This window comes from Dokdonia sp. 4H-3-7-5, from assembly GCF_000212355.1.
Taxonomy (GTDB): domain Bacteria; phylum Bacteroidota; class Bacteroidia; order Flavobacteriales; family Flavobacteriaceae; genus Dokdonia.
Map to the genome: position 1 here is coordinate 520,103 of NC_015496.1, position 21,488 is coordinate 541,590.

General features: G+C 38.2%; 23 protein-coding genes. 13 read left to right on the forward strand and 10 right to left on the reverse strand.

Annotated features, from left to right (window positions below; genetic code table 11):
• Positions 1-95: 95 nt before the first annotated feature.
• Positions 96-482, reverse strand: coding sequence for a hypothetical protein (locus KRODI_RS02260; protein ID WP_013749948.1), 387 nt, complete (start codon positions 480-482; stop codon positions 96-98).
• 321 nt (positions 483-803) lie between these two features.
• Positions 804-1,811 (reverse strand): thioredoxin-disulfide reductase, encoded by a 1,008-nt coding sequence (gene trxB / locus KRODI_RS02265; RefSeq protein WP_013749949.1) that lies wholly within the window; start codon positions 1,809-1,811, stop codon positions 804-806.
• A gap of 283 nt (positions 1,812-2,094) precedes the next feature.
• Between trxB and KRODI_RS02270 the strand changes: the two genes are divergently transcribed.
• The 8 genes from KRODI_RS02270 to KRODI_RS02305 all read left to right on the forward strand — a co-directional run bounded on the left by KRODI_RS02270 (position 2,095) and on the right by KRODI_RS02305 (position 9,101).
• Entirely contained in the window at positions 2,095-3,210 is a 1,116-nt protein-coding gene (locus KRODI_RS02270) for a PQQ-dependent sugar dehydrogenase (RefSeq protein ID WP_013749950.1), read from the forward strand.
• Positions 3,210-3,635, forward strand: coding sequence for a c-type cytochrome (locus KRODI_RS02275; RefSeq protein ID WP_013749951.1), 426 nt, complete (start codon positions 3,210-3,212; stop codon positions 3,633-3,635). Before KRODI_RS02270 ends, KRODI_RS02275 begins: the two co-directional genes overlap by 1 nt.
• 178 nt (positions 3,636-3,813) lie before the next feature.
• Positions 3,814-4,581: a ParA family protein gene (locus KRODI_RS02280; RefSeq protein WP_013749952.1), complete on the forward strand. Its 768-nt coding sequence runs from the start codon at positions 3,814-3,816 to the stop codon at positions 4,579-4,581.
• Between the two features lies 1 nt (position 4,582).
• Positions 4,583-5,488, forward strand: a complete 906-nt coding sequence (locus KRODI_RS02285) for a ParB/RepB/Spo0J family partition protein (RefSeq protein ID WP_013749953.1) — start codon at positions 4,583-4,585, stop codon at positions 5,486-5,488.
• Positions 5,478-6,080: a DUF5683 domain-containing protein gene (locus KRODI_RS02290; protein WP_013749954.1), complete on the forward strand. Its 603-nt coding sequence runs from the start codon at positions 5,478-5,480 to the stop codon at positions 6,078-6,080. Before KRODI_RS02285 ends, KRODI_RS02290 begins: the two co-directional genes overlap by 11 nt.
• A 3-nt stretch (positions 6,081-6,083) precedes the next feature.
• A complete protein-coding gene (gene dapB, locus KRODI_RS02295) occupies positions 6,084-6,788 on the forward strand; it encodes a 4-hydroxy-tetrahydrodipicolinate reductase (protein ID WP_013749955.1) in 705 nt (234 codons plus the stop codon).
• A 54-nt stretch (positions 6,789-6,842) separates the two neighbouring features.
• Entirely contained in the window at positions 6,843-8,462 is a 1,620-nt protein-coding gene (lepB, locus tag KRODI_RS02300) for a signal peptidase I (RefSeq protein ID WP_013749956.1), read from the forward strand.
• A 3-nt stretch (positions 8,463-8,465) separates the two neighbouring features.
• Complete coding sequence (locus KRODI_RS02305; protein ID WP_013749957.1) at positions 8,466-9,101, forward strand: WbqC family protein; 636 nt, start codon at positions 8,466-8,468, stop codon at positions 9,099-9,101.
• Here the strand turns inward: KRODI_RS02305 and KRODI_RS02310 are convergent.
• From KRODI_RS02310 to KRODI_RS02340, 7 genes are all read right to left on the reverse strand, one after another.
• On the reverse strand, positions 9,085-10,110 hold the full coding sequence (locus KRODI_RS02310; protein ID WP_013749958.1) for an endonuclease/exonuclease/phosphatase family protein: 1,026 nt from the start codon (positions 10,108-10,110) through the stop codon (positions 9,085-9,087). The genes KRODI_RS02305 and KRODI_RS02310 overlap by 17 nt on opposite strands.
• Positions 10,111-10,113: 3 nt before the next feature.
• Positions 10,114-10,998, reverse strand: a complete 885-nt coding sequence (locus KRODI_RS02315) for a rhomboid family intramembrane serine protease (RefSeq protein ID WP_013749959.1) — start codon at positions 10,996-10,998, stop codon at positions 10,114-10,116.
• 9 nt (positions 10,999-11,007) lie between these two features.
• Complete coding sequence (locus KRODI_RS02320) at positions 11,008-11,742, reverse strand: rhomboid family intramembrane serine protease (protein ID WP_013749960.1); 735 nt, start codon at positions 11,740-11,742, stop codon at positions 11,008-11,010.
• A 2-nt stretch (positions 11,743-11,744) separates the two neighbouring features.
• Complete coding sequence (mutL, locus tag KRODI_RS02325) at positions 11,745-13,619, reverse strand: DNA mismatch repair endonuclease MutL (protein WP_013749961.1); 1,875 nt, start codon at positions 13,617-13,619, stop codon at positions 11,745-11,747.
• Between the two features lie 12 nt (positions 13,620-13,631).
• Entirely contained in the window at positions 13,632-13,919 is a 288-nt protein-coding gene (locus KRODI_RS02330) for a hypothetical protein (RefSeq protein ID WP_013749962.1), read from the reverse strand.
• A gap of 180 nt (positions 13,920-14,099) precedes the next feature.
• The gene (ribH, locus tag KRODI_RS02335; RefSeq protein ID WP_013749963.1) at positions 14,100-14,597 is read right to left on the reverse strand and encodes a 6,7-dimethyl-8-ribityllumazine synthase; all 498 of its coding nucleotides are present in this window, start codon (positions 14,595-14,597) and stop codon (positions 14,100-14,102) included.
• 50 nt (positions 14,598-14,647) lie between these two features.
• Positions 14,648-15,433 (reverse strand): tetratricopeptide repeat protein, encoded by a 786-nt coding sequence (locus KRODI_RS02340; protein ID WP_013749964.1) that lies wholly within the window; start codon positions 15,431-15,433, stop codon positions 14,648-14,650.
• 143 nt (positions 15,434-15,576) lie between these two features.
• Here KRODI_RS02340 and recF point away from each other — a divergent pair, with 143 nt between their 5' ends.
• Genes recF through KRODI_RS02355 form a run of 3 tightly spaced genes read left to right on the forward strand, consistent with a single transcriptional unit; the run spans position 15,577 to position 17,425 of the window.
• Positions 15,577-16,668 (forward strand): DNA replication/repair protein RecF, encoded by a 1,092-nt coding sequence (gene recF / locus KRODI_RS02345; RefSeq protein ID WP_013749965.1) that lies wholly within the window; start codon positions 15,577-15,579, stop codon positions 16,666-16,668.
• A gap of 47 nt (positions 16,669-16,715) precedes the next feature.
• Positions 16,716-17,132: a hypothetical protein gene (locus KRODI_RS02350; protein ID WP_013749966.1), complete on the forward strand. Its 417-nt coding sequence runs from the start codon at positions 16,716-16,718 to the stop codon at positions 17,130-17,132.
• Positions 17,132-17,425 (forward strand): DUF721 domain-containing protein, encoded by a 294-nt coding sequence (locus KRODI_RS02355; RefSeq protein WP_013749967.1) that lies wholly within the window; start codon positions 17,132-17,134, stop codon positions 17,423-17,425. Before KRODI_RS02350 ends, KRODI_RS02355 begins: the two co-directional genes overlap by 1 nt.
• Positions 17,426-17,496: 71 nt before the next feature.
• Here KRODI_RS02355 and argS read toward each other — a convergent pair whose 3' ends face one another.
• Positions 17,497-19,275: an arginine--tRNA ligase gene (argS, locus tag KRODI_RS02360; RefSeq protein ID WP_013749968.1), complete on the reverse strand. Its 1,779-nt coding sequence runs from the start codon at positions 19,273-19,275 to the stop codon at positions 17,497-17,499.
• 177 nt (positions 19,276-19,452) lie between these two features.
• On the opposite strand from argS, the gene KRODI_RS02365 reads away from it, so the two are divergent.
• Together KRODI_RS02365 and KRODI_RS02370 are read left to right on the forward strand one after the other, a co-directional pair.
• Positions 19,453-19,884: a hypothetical protein gene (locus KRODI_RS02365; protein WP_013749969.1), complete on the forward strand. Its 432-nt coding sequence runs from the start codon at positions 19,453-19,455 to the stop codon at positions 19,882-19,884.
• A 5-nt stretch (positions 19,885-19,889) separates the two neighbouring features.
• Positions 19,890-21,323, forward strand: a complete 1,434-nt coding sequence (locus KRODI_RS02370; protein ID WP_013749970.1) for an SDR family oxidoreductase — start codon at positions 19,890-19,892, stop codon at positions 21,321-21,323.
• Positions 21,324-21,488: the final 165 nt, after the last annotated feature.

Below are 21,488 nucleotides of genomic sequence, written 5' to 3' on the forward strand. Positions count from 1 at the left end.
TAGAAAGTCTTAAACCACAACAGTGTCCCTCTTTGAAGAGGGAGTCAGGGAGATGCCTGCAAGAATAATAAACGAATTTAATCTCTTGGAGGTAGTTATTTTGAGAAGTACATATATAGAAGTAAACCTCCTATTGTATAGAGAAGCACACCAAAAAGCGAAATAATATTATAGCTCCTAATTTTCTTAATATATCCGAGCTGAGAGAAACGTTTATAGTTATCATCTTCATTAGAAAGAAAATTTACAATACCAAATGGGAAAAATAGATAGAATAACTTCAACGATAATTCTAAGGGTTCATTCATTCTTTTCTCTGCAAATGATAATTTTTGAATGAGTTTTTCATCATCAATTGTATGAGCATTAGAAAACTTCAAACGAATTTTTAATTCATCAACCGTCATTTTCTTCTTGACTAAATAATCAATTATTTGCTCAACACTTTTATCATTGAAATATGAGGTGTGTAAAGAATCCATTTGAATTGATTTGATTTGATTTGATTTGATTTGATAAGTTTCAAAAATAAGATTTTTGAAGTCGTAAGTAATTCATGATAATATTACTCTTTGAATTTCACTTCGACGAATTAAGTAAGTGATAAAAAACGTCTCCCCCAGCCCCTCTTCGAAGAGGGGAACACTCAGAGGGCTTTGTATTTTGCTTCGCAAAATACAAAGCCTTAAATCACAACAGTGTCCCTCTTTGAAGAGGGAGTCAGGGAGATGCCTGCAAAGAATCACAAGCAAAAAAAAGACAGCTCTAGCTGTCGTTTTTAAATTCTATATAAGGTATGTCCTTTACTGACGTGCTGCTGGAACTTCATCCACATAAGTAGAACCTACTCCTGGCTCATCTTGTGGAAGCTCGTCTTTTGACGCTAGGTATCGCTCTGCGTCTAGGGCTGCCATACATCCTGTTCCGGCAGCGGTGATTGCTTGACGGTACACGTGATCTGCTGCATCTCCAGATACAAATACTCCTGGTACGTTCGTTTTAGAAGTTCCTGGTGTATTGATAATATATCCAGTCTCATCTAACTTTAAATATTCTTTAAATATATCTGTGTTAGGCTTGTGCCCTATCGCTACAAAAAACCCTGTTGCTGGGATATCATGCTCTTCACCAGTAACATTATTTTTTACTCTTGCTCCTGTCACTCCTACATCGTCACCTAATACCTCAACAGTTTCTGTGTTGAAAAGGATTTCAATATTCTCTGTTTTCTTAACACGAGCAGCCATAATCTTAGAAGCACGGAACTCATCACGACGCACTAGCATCGTTACTTTTTTACATAATTTAGAAAGGTAGTGTGCTTCCTCACAAGCGCTATCTCCAGCACCTACAATTACTACTTCTTGACCTCTATAAAAGAATCCATCACAAACAGCACAGGCAGATACACCTCCACCCATTTTAAGATACTTCTGCTCAGAAGGTAATCCTAAATATTTTGCACTTGCACCTGTAGAGATGATGATTGATTCTGCATGTATTTCCTTTTCTCCGTTGATCCAAGCTTTATGCACGTCCCCAGAAAAATCTACTTTAGTCACCCATCCGTCACGCACGTCCGTATCAAAACGTTGTGCTTGTTTCATTAACTGCACCATCATTTCTGGTCCAGTAACACCATCTACATACCCAGGGAAATTCTCTACTTCATTTGTAGTTGTAAGTTGGCCACCTGGCTGTTGCCCTTGGTATAGCACTGGTGCCATATTTGCACGTGCTGCATATATTGCTGCGGTATATCCCGCTGGTCCTGAACCTATGATAAGGCATTTTACTTTTTCTACTGACATACTGTATTATTTTTAAGCTTTCGCGAAAGCGTAATAAACACTTTTACAATCGCACAATTCTTATTTATATCTTCCTTGCAAAAGTAGGTTTTACAAGCCAAACCTTACAATCAAGTTATCAAGAAAACCCATTGCTTTATCACCAAAATTGATATAACTGACTACGAGCTTACTCTTGCATAGATTAAAGATAAGATTCTAACCTCTAACACGTGTTTTCAAATTGTTAATACATCATAGAGTGTGGTGATTATTCTGTAATTTGCCATTAAAATCTGATACTATGAAAAGTCGTTTTACTTATATCTTATTATTACTTGTTGCGAGTGTCGCTTGCGCGCAAGAAACTAGAGAAAATGATGTCCCACTAACCTCAAATCTAGATTACACCTATGAGGTTATTGTTCCCGAACTTACAAACCCTTGGGGACTGGCAGTATTGCCAGATGAGTCTATGCTTATCACTGAAAAAAGTGGAGAGCTCATACACTTTAAGAATGGTAAGAAGACAATGATTACTGGAGCTCCAGAGGTGGTAACGCGTAATCAAGGTGGTTTACTTGACATACGCTTGCATCCAGATTATGTGACTAATGGCTGGATTTACATTACGTACTCATCACCAGAAGGTGAAGAAGATGGAGCGATGACGGCACTTATGAGAGCAAAATTAAAAGACGGCGCGCTTACCGAAAAGAAGGTATTATATAAAGGAAGCCCAAATACGAGAAAGGGACATCACTTTGGCAGTCGTGTGCGTTTTGATAAGGATGGATACCTCTACTTTTCTATAGGAGATCGTGGTGAAAGAGATGAGAACCCTCAAGATATTATGCGTGATGGAGGAAAGATTTATAGACTCAATGCAGATGGAAGTATCCCTACAGATAATCCTTTTGTAGGTCAAGACGGAGCAAAAGAGGCTGTTTTCTCTTACGGACATCGTAATCCGCAAGGAATGACTGTGCATCCTGAGACAGGTAAGATATGGATACACGAGCACGGACCTCGTGGTGGAGATGAGATTAATATCCCTGAGGCTGGTAAAAATTTTGGGTGGCCAGTAATCTCATACGGTATTAATTATAGTGGAACTACGTTTACAGAAATTTCAAAAAAAGAGGGAATGGAGCAGCCTGTGTATTACTGGGTTCCTTCTATCGCTCCTTCTGGGATGGCTTTTGCAAACAATACTGGTGACACAAAACTGGATGGCAACTTAGTAATAGGTTCGCTTAAATTTGAATACCTAGAACTTGTCATTTTAGAAAACGACAAGGTAGTTGCTCGCGAAAAGTTACTTGAAGATGTAGGTCGTGTGCGCAATGTGATTAATCACAATGGCACTATCTATGTAGGTGTAGAAGGAAAAGGAATCCTTAAACTAGTTAAGAAATAATGAAGCTACTTATAAGTTTATATACGGCAGGAGTTAGTGTGTTTTTATTTTTCGCGAAAGCGGAAAAAGAAGTTTACACATCACAAGACGCACTTGCCGTATCAATAGAACGTGGTGCAGAGGTATATCAAGACTTTTGTATACAATGTCACTTAGGCAAAGGTGAAGGTGTAGCAGGAACTTTCCCGCCGCTGGCAGGTTCAGACTGGCTCACAGAAGATCGTTATAAAGAGGCAATAAAAGCTGTAAAATATGGACAACAAGGTCCTATAACTGTAAACGGTATTGACTATAATGGCGTGATGGCAAACCTAGAACTTTATGAAGACGAGGTGGCAGATGTAATGAACTACATTATGAATAATTGGGGAAACACTCAAAAAGAAATGATTACCGAAGAAGAGGTAAAAGCTATCTCAAAATAAAACCAACAGATTTTATTTCTTAATTAATGGAAATAGTTGTCTTGATTTTACTGGTGTTATCCACTACTTTCTAAAATATCGATGAGCCGAGAATATTCTTCTCGGCTTTTTCATTTCTAATCCATTTCAATTACCCATTTTAAATTGTATTTTTACCTCCTAATCGTCCTCAAATTTTATGGGTAAAATAATTGCTATTGCAAACCAAAAAGGTGGTGTAGGCAAGACCACTACTTCTGTTAATCTCGCTGCCTCACTAGGCGTGCTAGAGAAAAAAGTACTTCTTATTGACGCAGATCCTCAGGCTAATGCAACCTCTGGACTAGGCATTGATGTAGAAACCGTAGAGGTAGGAACATACCAACTACTAGAGCATACTAATAATGCAGAGGAGGCGATTATAAAGACGTCTTCACCTAACCTTGATATCATTCCTGCACACATTGACCTTGTTGCTATAGAAATAGAACTTGTAGATAAGGAGGCTCGTGAGTACATGATGAAAAAGGCGATAGGTCACCTTAGAGATAAGTATGACTATATACTTATAGATTGCGCACCGTCACTGGGCTTACTCACACTTAATGCGCTTACAGCGGCAGATTCTGTAATTATCCCAATTCAATGTGAGTATTTTGCACTAGAGGGATTAGGAAAATTATTAAATACTATAAAAAGTGTTCAAAAAATTCACAACCCAGATTTAGATATCGAAGGGCTTTTGCTCACAATGTTTGATTCAAGACTACGATTATCTAATCAAGTGGTTGAAGAGGTTCAAAAACATTTTAGTGAAATGGTTTTTGAAACAATCATACAACGTAACGTACGTTTAAGTGAGGCACCTAGTTATGGCGAAAGCATTATTAACTACGATGCAGCAAGTAAAGGAGCAACTAATTACTTGAGCCTAGCTCAAGAACTTATTACAAAAAATAATAGCTAGAATGGCTAAAGCAACAAAAAAACAAGCGCTAGGTCGCGGACTTTCGGCATTACTGAAAGATCCAGAAAACGACATTAAGAGCGCCGAAGATAAAAATGCAGACAAGGTTGTAGGTAATATCATTGAGCTAGATCTAGGTGATATTGATGTCAATCCTTTTCAACCCCGTACAAGTTTTAATGAGGAAACCTTAAGAGAGCTTGCTTCATCTATACGCGAACTAGGTGTTATACAGCCCATTACGGTGCGTAAGATGAGTTTCGGTAAGTATCAATTGGTTTCTGGAGAGCGTCGTTATAGAGCTTCAAAATTAATAGGTAATGCTACGATTCCTGCATACATACGTATTGCAAATGATAATGAGAGTCTCACGATGGCTCTTGTTGAAAACATACAGCGACAAGATCTTGACCCTATAGAAATCGCACTTTCATACCAGCGATTAATAGATGAGATTAACCTTACGCAGGAACAAATGAGTGACCGCGTGGGTAAAAATAGATCTACAATCACAAATTACTTACGTTTATTAAAACTAGATCCTATTGTACAAACTGGTATGCGTGATGGCTTCTTGTCTATGGGACACGGTCGCGCACTTATCAATGTAGATGATACTAGTGACCAACTGGATATTTATGAAAAAATCTTACAAGAAAAACTTTCGGTAAGACAGACTGAAGCACTGGTAAAAAATTACCATGCCACATCTAACGTTGAAACACCTACAGAGCAAAAGGAGGAAACTCCTAAGTTCATTAAAAAAGGAACTAAAGACTTTGCTGAGTATTTTGGAGCAAAAGTAGATATCAAAGTGGCAAAAAATGGTCGCGGAAAAATTTCTATTCCTTTTTCTTCAGAAGAGGACTTTAATCGCTTACAGAAATTAATTAAAGGTGCAAAGTAACAAATACCTCTTACTGGTTTTTTTATTGTGTTTTTACGCTTTCGCGAAAGCGCAACAAGACGCTCCTGCCGAAACTATCATAGATGCAGATGAGGTAGCAGGCGTATCTAGCAAAGAACCTTACGACCCATTGAGACCGGCTAAAGCCGCTTTTTACGGTGCTGTGCTTCCTGGTCTAGGTCAAATTTATAATAAAGATTACTGGAAGCTTCCATTAGTATATGGAGCTCTGGGCTCGACGATATATGGTGTCTCCTTTAATGGTAATCGGTCTGAACGTTTTAGAACAGCCTTTAAAGATAGACTTGCCGGTCGTCTAGATGAGTTTACCAGAATCAATGAAGATGGTACTACTACCGAAATCTTTTCTGATGATGCACTTATTAATGGTCAAGATCAATTTAGAAGAAGAAGAGATCTTTTTATCTTAGTTTCGGCTGGGGTTTATATTCTCCAGATTATAGAAGCAAATGTGGATGCACACTTATCACAATATGATGTGGATGATGATTTGACTTTTGGTCCAGCACTTTATTTTGACGACTTAGGGCAGACCATGAATTATGGACTCTCTTTTAATTACAAATTTTAGTATATGAAAATAGCACTCCTAGGCTATGGAAAAATGGGTAAAACCATAGAAAGCATTGCCACAGATAGAGGTCACGAGATTGTAGCAAGAGTAAACTCTCCTGAGAGCTTTACTCTCGCAGATGCAGATGTTGCCATTGATTTTAGCATCCCTGATAGTGCTGTAGACCATCTTACAAAATGTTTTGAAGCAGGAGTACCCGTTGTTTCTGGAACGACAGGCTGGCTAGATAACTATCAAGATATGGTTGCTCTTTGTACTAAGAACAAAGGTGGATTTATTTACGCTTCAAACTTTAGCGTAGGCGTTAATTTATTTTTTGAGTTTAATAGAAAACTCGCAGCTATCATGGCACCTCATAAAGACTATAAAGTTGATATGACCGAGATACACCACACTCAAAAACTAGACGCACCTAGCGGCACCGCTATCACACTTGCAGAAGGTATTATTGAAGCATCAGATTATACAGCTTGGGATCTCAATGAAGGACAGAACATACAAGAAAATCACCTCCCAATTTCTGCCGAAAGGGAAGGCACTGTACCCGGCACACATATTATCAACTACAAGAGTGAGATAGACACGATCACCCTAAGCCACGAAGCACACTCTAGACAAGGATTTGCTTTAGGAGCCGTAGTTGCGGCAGAATGGTTACAAGGAAAACAAGGAGTTTTCACTATGAGGGACGTTTTAGGTCTTTAACTTGTAACAATATCTAATAACGTAAGACCAACTTACAGATTCAAAATATTATAGATGACACTTATACAATGGTTTATATTTTTTCTAATTGTTCAAGCAGTACACTTTGCTGGAACTTGGAAACTCTACGTACGCGCTGGTCGTAAAGCATGGGAAGCAGCAGTACCAGTTTACAATGCAGTAGTACTCATGGGTATTATTAATCGTCCTAAATGGTGGACCATTTTGTTATTTGTACCTATCGTAAACCTTATTATGATACCTGTAGTATGGGTAGAAACTGCTAGATCATTTGGCTTTAACACGATTAAAGATACAGCGCTTACGGTGCTCACAGGAGGATTGTATTTATACTACATCAATTACGCCACAGATGCTCCATACAAACACGATAGAGATATTAATCCTAAATCGTCTAGCGGAGAATGGACAAGCTCATTATTATTTGCAATAGTTGCTGCAACATTAGTGCATACATACTTTATGCAACCATTTGTAATCCCGTCTTCGTCACTAGAGAAAACATTACTTGTAGGCGATTGGTTATTCGTAAGTAAATTTCATTACGGGGCAAGAACACCTATCACTACCGTAGCAACACCTATGCTACATGACACCATTTACGGTACAAAAACCAAGAGTTACTTATCGAGACCACAATTACCTTACTTTAGACTTCCTGGTTTTCAAGATATCAAGCGTAATGATATTGTAGTTTTTAACTGGCCAGTTGATACGCTTACAGATATTACACCTGGTCACATGCGCGGTAGCGTGCGCAAGCCTATAGACAAGAAGTCTAACTATGTAAAGAGAGCTGTAGGTGTACCTGGAGATTCTCTTGAAGTACGCGATGGCTATGTATATATCAATGGAGAGCAAAACGATCTTCCCGATCGTGCTCGTATTCAGTTTAGCTATAAGATTGTATCTAAGGAGCTACTCGTAAAACGAGCTACAGATGTAAATGGGAATTATGTAGTACCTACAGATCTAGTGAATGGTCGCTATGAAATTTCTGATATTTACTTATCTGGGGCAGAAGGACCGAATGGACCGTATGAACACATGGCGCACGCAAGTGAGGCAGCCATTGAAAAATTAAAAAACAATGCTAACATCATAAGTGTTGAACGCACACGATATGATGTGAGAGAAAATAACACAGGAATCTTTGGAGCCATGCCAGGCCGAGCTTCTAGTGTAGATAACTTTGGGCCTATTTACATTCCAGAAGAAGGTACAACAGTAGCTATAAACACAGAGAGTCTTCCTTATTACCAGCGCATCATTGAAGTGTATGAAGGTTATGAAATGGGTAGAGAACGTGAAATCACAGTTAACGGTAACCAAATATTAATGAATGGTGAGCCTCTTACTGCGTATACTTTTGAGCAAGATTATTACTGGTTAATGGGTGATAACCGTCATAATTCGCAAGATGCGAGAGCGTGGGGTTACGTTCCTTTTAATCACGTAGTAGGTAAGCCTGTGTTTGTATGGTTTAGTAAAGACGCAAACGTTCCTGGTTTTAACGGAATACGATGGGATCGTGTATTTACAACCGTAGGTGGTAATGGACCTTTAGTAAGTTATCGCTACTGGTTTTTAGGAGCCTTATTATTATACATAGGATGGTCTTTCTTTAGAAAGAAAAAACAGACTAAGAAGTAATCTATGAAACCAGCTCTTATTACCGTAGGCTACTGTGCTCCTATCATTCAATACGCAGTAATTTATCAAACCGAACAACTTCACATTGAAGCTAAGGGGAATTTCCAAAAGCAATCGTACCGCACGCGTATGAAGATTGCTACATCTACTGGTGAGTTAACACTCATTGTTCCTATTCTTCACCGCAAGGATAAAACAGAGCGCCAACAATATTATGATGTGAAGATTGAGAATAAATTTCACTGGCAGCGTGATCACTGGAGGTCTCTTAAAATTGCATATCAAACTTCACCGTACTTTGAGTATTATGAGGACGATTTTGAGCATTTATATCATACGACTTATGAAAGCCTTATAGACTTTAATAACGCTTGTCATGCTGTTATTATGGAGTGTTTACAACTAGAAATCACACCTATTCTTACTGAAGAGTTTTTTAAAAATCCTGAACAACTAGATTATAGAGATCTCGTTCAGGCAAAAAAAGAACCGAGCTATCCTTTACCGGAATATCACCAACTCTTTAACGAGAATCATGGCTATTTATCTAACCTAACTATTCTTGACTTACTATTCAATCTCGGCCCAAGCGCACAAGATTATCTAGCAAAGGTTGATCTATCTAAAGAGCTAGCATAAAAGTCGCCATAGAAGGCTTATGATCGCTTAAATCTACATCGTAGGTTTCAAAGTTTGTAACCGGTAAAGACTCGTCTACTAAGATAAAGTCTATACGCAAAGGAATGATGTCAAACCAGAAGGTTGCTCCTGTTCCTGATCCCGCTTTCGCGAAAGCGTCAACCTTATCACCTTTCACCTTGCGATACATATAAGAAGTAGCGCTATTATTAAAATCGCCAGTTACGATAACCGGATAGGGAGATGTAGCTTCGTTATTTAAAAACTTAGCAACCTGAGTTTCTTGCTTTTCAAAAGCTTGACCCAATCTACCCAGTAATTTTTTTGAGTTCTCCTTTTGCAAGTTTGCTAGATTAGGAGATAAACTGAAAGATTGAAAATGCATATTATACACTCTTACTGTATCAGTAGCAGTAGCTATATCTGCGTAAATTCCATTATTACCAGTATTTTCAAAATCCAATGAACCACTATTGATAATTGGATATTTTGAAAAAATTACCTGACCAAAAGATTTACTAGGTGATTTCATCACTTTGTACTCATAAGGATAAACCTTCTCATCAGGTTTAAATCCTGGGTAATATTCTTGAAAAGAAACAACATCAGGGTTTTTATCTGAGATTAGCTGTATGGTACGTTCACCTACTTTAACCTCATCAGACCAACCATGAATATTAAACTGTCGCACATTATAGGTAAGCACTTTTAATGTGGTTCCATCACCTATATCCTCACCTCCACCTATACGTACAAGAGAGAAAATATGTGTAATCCCTAAGGCTAGAATAATAGCAGATAATAACAATTGCTTCCTTCCTCTGAAAAGCCAATACATCAAAAACAAAAAGTTGATGATAAGCAATACAGGAAGCACAAGGCTAAGCACTGAAAGTGCTGGAAAGATATGTGGAGGTATAAATGGTAATAAATAACTAGCTAATAGAAGTACGGCAAATATGCTATTTACAAAGAAGATAATCTTACCGAAGAATTCGAGCTTTTTCATCTCTTATTCCTTACCGGCTTTAAATAAAAAATCCTTCTCAGCCTTAGACAGACTATCGTAACCGCTTTTACTAATCTTATCTAGAATAGCATCTATGCGTTGTTGCTGCTCAGATTTTGATCCAGTTGCAGTACTTCTCGTTTTAGACCCTGCATTCTTTGCTGTTCTATGTACCGTACGAAGCGGAGATTTCTTTTCTTTTTTAGGTGTTTTAGTAAACCAACTTGTTACAGAATCCATGATTTTTTCAAACCACAATCCAATGTCATTACCTTTAAGTAATTGCTTTGCATATATAAATCCAAAAGCCGCACCACCTAAGTGAGATATTAATCCTCCAGCGTTTCCAGAATCTAGCATTAATAGGTCTCTAAGCACTACAAATACTGCAATCCACCATAGCTTAATGTTAAATGTAAATATCCTTATCTCTGCATTAGGTGTGTATGTACCTATGAAGACTACAATTGCATTTACAGCCGCACTTGCACCTAGCAACACACCTGTACCTCTAAATGCTGGAAGTACATTATATAATAATGCAAAAAGTGTTCCTCCAGCGATAGCTCCTAGAAGGTAAATTGCTATAAATTTCTTTTCAGAAAAAATGTTTAAAACAAACCTTGAGAAGACATAAAGCCACACCATATTCCAAAACAAGTGCCCAAAACCAGCATGTAAAAAAGCATATGTAAGTATACTCCACGGCTGCTGCAAGAATCTCACAAAGTCTGATGGCAATACAAAGTATCTACTAAAAAAATCTGATCCTAAACCAGATATCCACGGGATAATATTAAAAAGCAAGTACACAGCTACATTGATCACAATCAATTTGATTGCAATATTTGCGGTACTATATTTATATGCTAGTGATGTATTTGCCATATGTAAATATCAATATTGACCTAATCCTTGTTTCTTCCAGTAGAACATCATTACAAATCCAAATAAAGCACCTCCAAAGTGAGCCCAATGTGCAATGTTTGCCCCAAAAATTGAAAAGCCTGTTACTCCAGAAAATAAATCTATCCCCACAATGATAGGTATAAAGTATTTAGCCTTGATAGGTACAGGAATAAATAGTAATCCTAATGAAGCATTAGGAAACAGCATCCCAAACGCTACAAGTAATCCCATTATTGCACCAGATGCACCAACTGCAGGCACAGCGAATGACTCGTATAACTCCTGAGCGGTTTCTCGTGGTATAACCTCACTAAATGAACCTGTACTTAGAATACTTTTTATATCCTCAGCATTAAAACCTAAGGCCATTATAGCATCGCTTGCGCTATTAAAATGATAATAATTGACGAGTGTATGTATAAGTGCTGCACCTAATCCTGCCGAAAAATAGAAGAATACAAATCGTTTTTGTCCAAGTGCATTTTCGATAGGGCTTCCAAACATCCAAAGCGCATACATATTAAAAAGTATGTGCATAGGGCTTCCCATATCATGCATAAACATATGCGTGAGTGGCTGCCATACTTGCCAGCTAGGATTTTCAACAAACCATAATGCAAATAATTGCATCGCTGGATCTGGTTTAATAATAAACAGAGATCCTAGATAGAAAATCACGTTAACTATCAGTAGTATTTTTACTGTTTCAGTTATTCTTCCCATACCTACTTAAATTTTCTTTCTAAGTCTTCACTTGTCATTGTCACAAACGTCTTGCGATTAGTAGGTGAAATACTCGGTTCTTTACAAGCAAAAAGGCTATTTACTAGATGCTCTCTAGATGCACTATCTAATGATACGCCACCTTTTACAGCTAGACTTTTTGCCATACTCTTAGCTAGTGTATCCGTTTGACTAAAGCCACTATCTGGCACCTCGTTTTCAAGATCACTTAGTAATTGATCTATCACCACTGGCACTTGGCTCTCTGTGATAGAAGTAGGAATTCCGTTTATCTCAAGAATATCTCCGCTTATAGTCCCAAAGATAAAACCTGTGTTTTCTAGACCAGCTTTGAGTTCTTCAATAAGGGCTAGCTCTGTAGTACTATAAGCCAAGGTTAATGGAAATAACAATTGCTGACTTACAGATTCCTTTACCGTGATGTTACGCAAGAACTCTTCATAAAGGACACGCTGGTGCGCTCTATGCTGATCTATAATCACCATCCCACTTTTGATGGTACTAACTATATACTTATTATTAAGTTGATAGGTAGATGATTCATTTTGAGAAGACGAAGTCGGGGTACTATGCTTAGCACCATTAAGTCCGCTCTCAAACATATTTGGAGTACTCACCTCTTTCTCAAAAGTCATGGTACTTACGGCAGTTGCTTGAGATTCCATCCCTTCATACATATTCTCCCACCCAGCAGCACTAGGCTTCTCAAATTCTGGACGTTGCGCTCCACGTTTTGGAGGCGCTACGTTTTCAAAGGGATTAAATGTGCGGTCTACTTCTATCTTAGGCGTCACAATACCCTTATTTTTATAATCATAAGGAGTATCGAGTTCGCTATCGCGATTAAAATCGAGTACTGGCGCAATACTAAATTGCCCTAAACTATGCTTGATGGTACTGCGTAGCATTGCGTATAATGCATGCTCATCATCAAACTTTATCTCTGTCTTGGTAGGGTGTATATTAATATCAATCGTACTTGGATCTACCTTAAGGTATAAGAAGTAGCTCGCTCTAGCTCTTTCTGGCAAGAGACCATCAAAAGCTGCCGTTACAGCATGATTGAGATATGCGCTTTTTATAAAACGATCATTTACAAAAAAGAACTGCTCCCCTCGTGTCTTCTTAGAAAACTCAGGTTTTACTACAAATCCGTCAATAGTAAGGATGTCTGTCTCTTCTTGAACGGGAACTAACTTCTCATTAGTCTTACCACCGAAAATAGCCACAATACGTTGTTTAAGATTCCCTTGAGGTAATTGAAACAACTCACCCTCATTATGATACATTGCAAAAGCAATATCTGGATGCGCAAGTGAAACACGTTGAAACTCGTCAATTACATGACGTAGCTCAACACTATTAGATTTTAAGAAATTACGCCTCGCTGGAATATTAAAAAACAGGTTTTTTACAGAAAGCGAAGTTCCCTTAGGCGTAGCACAAACCTCTTGTGCATTAATCTTACTACCTTCTATCTCTATGCGCGTTCCAACCTCTGCTCCTTCTGGACGCGTCTTAAGTTCTACATGAGCAACTGCGGCAATAGATGCAAGTGCTTCCCCACGAAAACCTTTTGTATTTAAATTAAATAAATCATCTGCTGTAGTAATCTTAGATGTCGCGTGACGTTCAAAACTCATGCGAGCATCAGTATCACTCATTCCTTTTCCATCATCTATGATCTGGATCAGGGTTTTACCAGCATCTTTTACTATAAGTTTAATGGTAGATGCTCCTGCATCTATAGCATTTTCAAGTAATTCTTTTACCACAGAAGCTGGACGTTGCACAACTTCTCCCGCAGCGATCTGGTTTGCTACGTGATCGGGTAAGAGTTTTATAATGTCTGCCATTAGGACTTACGGTTATAGCGGATTTGTAAATATGGATAAGTCGAAGTCTATTATCCAAAGAAATAATAATACCATGAGAATGAATACAATTGCGATTGTACGATTATATCCACCTTTACGACTTTCTTGGAGCTCATCCCACGCAGTAGTAAACTTTTTCTTTAGTCCACCATTGTAGTTAAGCGTTTTACGATGCTCATCAAAGCGTCCTTCTATCTTAAAAGGACTCCCTTCCTTATCGCTATTATAATAGCGCGGCTCGTAACTATACTTCTTGTTTGTGCGTTTTATAATTCCCATAATACTGTTGTTTCAAAGATACAATATCGTATCCAAAAAGCGTACCGTTCCATTCATTCTCCCTAGAGAATTAAGAACAATCACACCAAACGGAAACACAAATAGTACAACAACTACTATGAGATATAAAAAATTATTGTTTGTTTATCACGCTTTCGCGAAAGCGTAACCCTACAACATTTAGAACTTTGCATCTTTTCTCAATTGCGCCATTTTTATAGCTGCAATCGCTGCTTCTGTTCCTTTATTACCGTGTATACCGCCACTACGAGCTCTAGACTGCTCTATGTTATTATCTGTAAGTACACAGAAAATCACAGGAATATCTTGTTGCAAGTTCAGGTCCTTAATTCCTTGAGTCACTCCTTCACATACAAAATCAAAATGCTTAGTCTCACCTTGAATCACGGTACCGATGACGATAATAGCATCTAGCATGTCATATGCCTGTATCATCTTTTTAGCTCCATAGATGAGCTCAAAGGCTCCTGGAACATTCCAGCGCACAATATTGTCGTTAATTGCCCCACAATCCTTTAAAGCGTCAAATACGCCTTTAAAGAGTCCTTCTGTGATCTCATCGTTCCACTCAGAAACAACAATCCCAAACTTGAAGTCTTTCGAGTTTGGGATGGTTGCTTTATCATAGGCCGAGAGGTTGTTACCTGCTGTTGCCATAATAGTAATTTATGTTATAGTACAAAGCGCTTTAAATGCGCTAGTCTATGTTATTTTGCTGCTTGCGCGCGACCTAAGTATAAGTCTACTTGACTTGCATACTCAGATGTTGCATACTCTTCTTTAATACGAGTAAGATGCTTTACTGCTGCATCCATCTTTCCTAGATCGATTGCTGCTACACCTGCTTTAAATAAGAAACGTGGTGTTGTAAAGTCATTTGCGTTCATCCCTGCTGCTTTCTCATAATAATCAAGAGCCTCATCTGCTTGACCTAGTTGCATGAATGCGTCACCTATTGCTCCTTTTGCAAGTGGTGCTAGCATTTTATCATCACTAGAAAAATCTTGCAAGTGAGTAATTGCGTTTTGATAATCTTTAATCTCAAGGTAAGACATTCCAGCATAATAGTGAGCAAGGTTACCAGAAGGAGTTCCTCCATAGTTATCTGCTACGTCTAAAAGACCGTACTTACCGTTCTTTCCATTAAGTGCCACCATATATAGTGAATCTTTAACAGAAGTATTTGTTGCTTCTAGTGCTGTTGTAAAGCTTTCTTGAGCAACTACAAGCTCATTTGCTGCTTCTGCTCTTGCAGGTTCTGCAACAAATTTACTGTATGCTAGGTACAATAAAGCAATCACAAGGATAGCTATGATAACTCCTATCACAGGTTTTTGGTTTTTTTCAAACCACTCCTCTGCTTTATTCGCTCCTTCATCTAGTGATTCAAAGACCTCTGCCGTTGTGCTTTCGCTATCATCTATAAACTCTTCAACTTCTTCCTTTTCAGGCTTCGTTTTCGATTTATATCCTCTTTTATTATATGTTGCCATATTTCGTCGTTTATTAGTCGGGCAAAAATATAATATTTATTGAATTATGAAAGGGAAATTAATGCTTAATTTTGAAGACTAATAAAGCACTATTACTAGATGTACTAAGCTTTTGTAAAAGCGTTGCACACCTACACCACCCTATGATTCTGAAATCTCTCTCTCTTATCAACTACAAGAATTTTGAGTCCAAGGACTTTACCTTTGATGCAAAAATAAATTGTTTCGTCGGAAATAACGGCGTGGGGAAGACTAATATACTCGATGCGATTTATCACTTATCCTTTGGTAAAAGCTACTTTAATCCAGTTACTAGTCAGAACATAAATCACGATGCAGATTTCTTTGTAGTAAACGGAGTTTATGAAAAAGACGGTCGTGATGAGAAAGTCGTGGTTAGCGCAAAAAAAGGTAGCAAGAAAGTAATAAAACGCAATGCTAAGATATACGAGCGTTTTGCAGATCACATAGGCTTTTTACCACTTGTTATTATCTCACCAGCAGATAGAGATCTTATTACCGAAGGAAGTGACACCCGCCGTAAATTCATAGATGGCGTAATCTCACAAAGTGACAAAAGCTACCTCTCTAACCTTCTAGGATATTCTAAAATACTTGCTCAAAGAAATGCCTTGCTCAAATATTTTGCAGCAAATAGCACCTTTAATGCAGATACACTCGCCGTTTACAATGAGCAACTTGAAGGCTTTGGAACTCCTATTTTTGAAAAGCGCAAACAGTTTTTAGAACGCTTTGCTCCTATATTTAACGAGCGCTACAAAGCGATAAGTGGCGGCACAGAGCATGTGACACTTACCTACAGCAGTACACTAAGCGACATGCCGCTCAAGCACTCTCTTACTAATGCGCTAGCAAAAGATCGCTCCTTGCAATACACAAGCGTAGGTATTCATAAAGATGATCTTCAATTTGAAATTAATGGTCATCCCGTAAAAAAGTTTGGAAGTCAAGGTCAGCAAAAATCATATCTCATTGCCTTAAAACTAGCACAGTTTGATTTTATAAAGCAAGAAAGTGGCACCACGCCGCTACTGTTACTTGATGATATTTTTGACAAGCTAGATGAAAGTCGAGTGCAACACATCATTGAGCTAGTAAACACCAATGATTTTGGCCAACTATTTATAAGTGACACCCATCCGGAACGCACGGAAAGTGTGGTGAAAAATATTCATCAGAGTTATGAGCTTTTTCATCTGGAACGCGCTCAATAAGACATTCTTTTTATCGTATTTTGCATTTCAACTTTTAGTACACTTTCGTGAAAAATTTATACCTACTACTCATTCTAGCCATCACTCTAGGCTGCACACAGTCTAATGAGGAAAAACTAAAACACATAAGCGGTTATTGGGAAATTGCTTCCATTGAAAACCTTAACGGACAAGTAAAAGAGTTCAGCATGAGTCAGAATATTGACTTCTTTGAAGTAAATGCAGACGGAAAGGGTGTTCGTAAAAAAGTACAACCTAACGTAGTAGGAGAATTTACAACGTCGCAATCTAGCGAAAACATCAATGTAGTTTACAAGGATGATTTATTACTACTAGAATATGCTACTCCGATGGACACCTGGCAAGAAATCGTAAAGAAAGCAACTACCGATGAGCTTGTCTTAATCAATGAAGATGGACTCATATATACTTACAGAAAATACACACCCCTAGCACTCGATTAATGGCAAAAAGAAACACAGACCCTATTTCCATAAGTCAGGCCTTAGGAGAATTTGTTGAAAAGAATAAACTCAACAAAGGAATGGATAAAGTGGATGTTACAGGCGCATGGTTTGCACTCAATCCAGCTTTTGAAACCTACACTACTTCCATACGTTTTGAGAGGGAAACACTATTTGTAAACCTAAGCTCTTCCGTCTTTAGAGAAGAACTCTCTTATGGAAAGGAAAAAATTCTCAAAATGATCAATGAAGAATTAGGTAGAGAGGTTGTGAAGAAGATTGTGTTGCGGTAATCATCCGTAATAGATAAGCATAAAAAAAGCGAGACTTTCAGTCTCGCTTTTTTTATGTGTAATTGATCTCCCTACATACGTTCTGGAACCTCAATCCCAAGCAAGCTGAAGGCACTTTCTATTACCAGCCCTACTTCTTTACTAAGCGCTACACGGAAACTTTGATCCTCTATATTATCTGTACCCAAAATCTGTACTTGCTGGAAGAATGAGTTATATTCTTTTACCAAATCATAGGTATAGTTTGCAATAATGGCAGGACTCTTTTGCGCCGCAGCCAGTTGTATGGTTGCTGGATATTCTTGAATGATTTTAAGTAATTCCTTTTCTTTAGGATGCAATGTTCTTTCCTGAGCAATTTCCACAGGAACATTCATTTCCTTTGCCTTGCGCAAGATTGCCTGGATACGTACGTAAGTATACTGTATAAAAGGACCTGTATTCCCTTGAAAATCTACAGACTCCTTAGGGTCAAATAAAATACGCTTCTTAGGATCTACTTTTAATATGTAGTACTTAAGAGCTCCAAGACCTATCGTCTTATAAAGTGCTTTTTTCTCTTCATCAGAGTAGCCTTCTAGTTTCCCTAATTCTTCAGAGATTTCACCTGCTGTTTGTGCAACTTCGTTTATGAGATCATCTGCATCTACTACAGTTCCCTCACGAGATTTCATTTTTCCAGAAGGAAGATCTACCATACCATAACTTAGATGGAACAGGTTCTCTGCCCAGTCGTATCCTAGTTTTTTAAGAATCAAGAACAATACTTGGAAGTGATAATCCTGCTCGTTACCTACGGTATAAATCATACCGCCTACATCTGGATGGTCTTTTACACGTTGTATTGCAGTACCTATATCCTGCGTCATGTATACCGCAGTACCATCTGCACGCAACACAATTTTTCTATCTAGACCATCTTCTGTAAGGTCACACCATACAGAACCATCTGGATCTTGCTCAAAAACTCCCTTTGCAAGACCTTCTTCTATATTATCTTTCCCAAGTAAGTATGTGTTACTCTCATAGTAATAGCTATCAAAATCTACTCCTATATTTTTATAAGTAACTTCAAATCCGTCATATACCCACTCGTTCATCTTCTTCCACAAGGCAACAACCTCAGCATCTCCAGCTTCCCACTTGCGTAGCATTTCTTGAGCTTCAAGAATAAGCGGTGCTTCCTTCTTTGCTTCTTCTTCTGTTTTTCCAGCAGCAACTAAATCTGCTATTTGCTTTTTATATTCTTGGTCAAACTTCACATAATAATTCCCGACCAACTTATCTCCTTTAAGACCTGTAGATTCTGGCGTCTCGCCATTACCAAAACGCTCCCAAGCGAGCATAGATTTACAAATATGAATCCCACGATCATTAATGATCTGCGTTTTATACACTTTTGATCCTGCAGCTTTAATAATTTCAGACACAGAGTATCCCAGTAATACATTACGCACGTGACCTAAGTGAAGTGGCTTATTTGTGTTAGGTGATGAGTACTCCACCATTACTGCCTTTCCAGACTCTGGTGTTCTTCCAAAATTTTCGGCTGCTTGTATATCTGCAAATGAAGACATATAAAAGCTATCTGCAATTACAAGATTCAAGAAACCTTTAACCACATTAAATGCAGTGATCTCTGCCACATGCTCCACAAGGTATTCCCCTATTTGTGTGCCTATTTGCACAGGGTTTCCTTTTACCACTCTAAGCATCGGGAAGACTACCACCGTAATATCTCCTTCAAATTCTTTCCGCGTTGCTTGAAATTCCACTTCTGGAAGCGTTGCGTTGAATAGTTGGCTTACTGCCGTTTTTACGTGAGTTTCAATGGTAGATTGTAAAGACATAGATTCTTAATGATTGGTACTGGTTGGGTTTGTTACGCTTTCGCGAAAGCGTAATAGAAACATTTATAAAACGTAAAAATCCCCTATTTACGGGTATTACGTGAAGCACAAAGATATGTGAAAATTGAAAGTTAGCGCACAGAATCCATAGCGAAACTCGTATCTTTAAAAGAAAAAATGCTATTAAATGTATCTTACAACAACCCAGATGTAAAACGCAAAATAGATGCCGAGGTGGGTGAAGCCTTTGGACTACGCGAGCGCATCAAACAAGGCGGCATAGGAATAGGACACTTAGTGATCACAGAATCAAGTGTACAGATTCAAAATTTTCTTGCGCTAGATAAATATCGCAACAAGTGCAACATAGAGTTGCGACCAAGAGGAATTATCGTAGGCTTTAGAGCATTACTAGACAGTTATGCGCTGATAATCCCATACTGGAAATTAAACCTCTACAAAGGACGCGCCGAGGAATATAGCATCTATCGTGACAGTTATTTCATTAAGATAGAGGCAAAAGCAAAGGATAAAAAAGTACATAACTTTATCAAACGTATTCTTCAAGAAAAAGCTGCACAAGCTCCTACTAACATAGACGACCTTTAAACCATATGAAAATCTTACTCACAGGAGCAAATGGCTATATCGGGATGCGCTTGCTCTCCATGTTACTAGAAGCAAAACACGAGGTTATTTGTGCGGTGCGCAATGAAGCTAGACTTTCTGTATCAAAAAAAATAAGAGAGCAGATCACCGTTGTAGAAATTGACTTTCTAGATGAACCAGATATTTCAAAAATACCTGTAGATATTGATGCGGCTTATTACTTGCTCCACTCCATGAGCTCAAGCACGTCAGATTTTGACGAGAAAGAAGAACTTTCGGCAATAAACTTCAATAAGTACATCGCTCCCACAAATTGCAAGCAAGTTATTTATCTAGGTGGTATCGCAAATGACAAAACACTCAGTAAGCACTTAAAATCGAGACAAAATGTAGAGACTACATTGCGCAAAGGTAAAGCTGCGCTTACCGTATTGAGAGCAGGAATTATAGTAGGTTCTGGAAGTTCATCTTTTGAAATCATAAGAGATTTATGTGAGAAGTTACCGGTAATGATTACCCCAAAATGGGTGCAAACCAAATGCCAACCCATAGCCATACGTAATGTGATGCAATACCTCACAGGCGTGCTAGGGAATGAACAAACGTATAATGACCAGTTTGATATAGGTGGTCCAGACGTACTCACGTATCGCGATATGATGCAACGATATGCAAAAGTGCGCGGCTTGAAATTATACATACTGACCGTACCAGTCATGAGTCCAAAAATATCCTCTTACTGGTTGTATTTTATAACCTCTACATCTTATAAACTTGCACTCAACCTCGTAGATAGCATGAAAATAGAAGTAGTCTCAAAAGACACTAGGCTACAAGATTTACTACAGATAACTCCTATTTCTTATGAGGAGGCTATTAATTTGGCTTTCGCCAAAATTGAACAAAATCAAGTAGCCAGCTCGTGGAAAGATAGCCTCGTAAGTGGCCGACTCAAAACGAATCTTGAAGAGTATATACAAATACCCACATATGGATGCCTCAAAGACAGACAAACTGTACAGCTTAAAGACAGGGAACTTGCTCTAGAAAATATCTGGGCGATAGGTGGTGACAGAGGCTGGTATTATGCAGACTGGCTCTGGAAAATTCGCGGATACGTAGACAAACTTGCAGGCGGAGTAGGCCTGCGCCGAGGGAGAACGCATAGCAATAAGATTTACACCGGTGACGTACTTGACTTCTGGAGAGTACTACTCGCAAGTAAAGAAGAACCACGACTACTACTCTTTGCCGAAATGAGAGTACCTGGAGAAGCCTGGCTAGAGTTTACAATAGATGAAAACGACGTATTGCATCAAACAGCAACCTTTAGACCTAAAGGATTGTTTGGCAGACTATACTGGTATAGTATGCTCCCATTTCACTACTTTATTTTTGGAGGTATGATTAGAAATATAGCTACTAAAAGATTTAAGTAGTATATAAAAAAGGCGCACTAGAAAAAGTATGATTGAAAGATTATATGGTTCCTTTTTAAATCCTACTAAAAAAATTTACCTGTACTGCTTATGCAGTTAAATTATAAAAATGAAAACTACAAACATTTTTAAAATTGCTACTTTCAAAACTTATATCTAGAACGC

Excerpts from the sequence above, each read along its gene's own strand:
- KRODI_RS02260 (WP_013749948.1), bottom strand. The coding sequence starts at position 482 with ATGGATTCTTTACACACCTCATATTTCAATGATAAAAGTGTTGAGCAA.
- trxB (WP_013749949.1), bottom strand. The coding sequence starts at position 1,811 with ATGTCAGTAGAAAAAGTAAAATGCCTTATCATAGGTTCAGGACCAGCG.
- KRODI_RS02270 (WP_013749950.1), top strand. The coding sequence starts at position 2,095 with ATGAAAAGTCGTTTTACTTATATCTTATTATTACTTGTTGCGAGTGTC.
- KRODI_RS02275 (WP_013749951.1), top strand. The coding sequence starts at position 3,210 with ATGAAGCTACTTATAAGTTTATATACGGCAGGAGTTAGTGTGTTTTTA.
- KRODI_RS02280 (WP_013749952.1), top strand. The coding sequence starts at position 3,814 with ATGGGTAAAATAATTGCTATTGCAAACCAAAAAGGTGGTGTAGGCAAG.
- KRODI_RS02285 (WP_013749953.1), top strand. The coding sequence starts at position 4,583 with ATGGCTAAAGCAACAAAAAAACAAGCGCTAGGTCGCGGACTTTCGGCA.
- dapB (WP_013749955.1), top strand. The coding sequence starts at position 6,084 with ATGAAAATAGCACTCCTAGGCTATGGAAAAATGGGTAAAACCATAGAA.
- lepB (WP_013749956.1), top strand. The coding sequence starts at position 6,843 with ATGACACTTATACAATGGTTTATATTTTTTCTAATTGTTCAAGCAGTA.
- KRODI_RS02305 (WP_013749957.1), top strand. The coding sequence starts at position 8,466 with ATGAAACCAGCTCTTATTACCGTAGGCTACTGTGCTCCTATCATTCAA.
- KRODI_RS02310 (WP_013749958.1), bottom strand. The coding sequence starts at position 10,110 with ATGAAAAAGCTCGAATTCTTCGGTAAGATTATCTTCTTTGTAAATAGC.
- KRODI_RS02315 (WP_013749959.1), bottom strand. The coding sequence starts at position 10,998 with ATGGCAAATACATCACTAGCATATAAATATAGTACCGCAAATATTGCA.
- KRODI_RS02320 (WP_013749960.1), bottom strand. The coding sequence starts at position 11,742 with ATGGGAAGAATAACTGAAACAGTAAAAATACTACTGATAGTTAACGTG.
- mutL (WP_013749961.1), bottom strand. The coding sequence starts at position 13,619 with ATGGCAGACATTATAAAACTCTTACCCGATCACGTAGCAAACCAGATC.
- KRODI_RS02330 (WP_013749962.1), bottom strand. The coding sequence starts at position 13,919 with ATGGGAATTATAAAACGCACAAACAAGAAGTATAGTTACGAGCCGCGC.
- ribH (WP_013749963.1), bottom strand. The coding sequence starts at position 14,597 with ATGGCAACAGCAGGTAACAACCTCTCGGCCTATGATAAAGCAACCATC.
- KRODI_RS02340 (WP_013749964.1), bottom strand. The coding sequence starts at position 15,433 with ATGGCAACATATAATAAAAGAGGATATAAATCGAAAACGAAGCCTGAA.
- recF (WP_013749965.1), top strand. The coding sequence starts at position 15,577 with ATGATTCTGAAATCTCTCTCTCTTATCAACTACAAGAATTTTGAGTCC.
- KRODI_RS02355 (WP_013749967.1), top strand. The coding sequence starts at position 17,132 with ATGGCAAAAAGAAACACAGACCCTATTTCCATAAGTCAGGCCTTAGGA.
- argS (WP_013749968.1), bottom strand. The coding sequence starts at position 19,275 with ATGTCTTTACAATCTACCATTGAAACTCACGTAAAAACGGCAGTAAGC.
- KRODI_RS02365 (WP_013749969.1), top strand. The coding sequence starts at position 19,453 with ATGCTATTAAATGTATCTTACAACAACCCAGATGTAAAACGCAAAATA.
- KRODI_RS02370 (WP_013749970.1), top strand. The coding sequence starts at position 19,890 with ATGAAAATCTTACTCACAGGAGCAAATGGCTATATCGGGATGCGCTTG.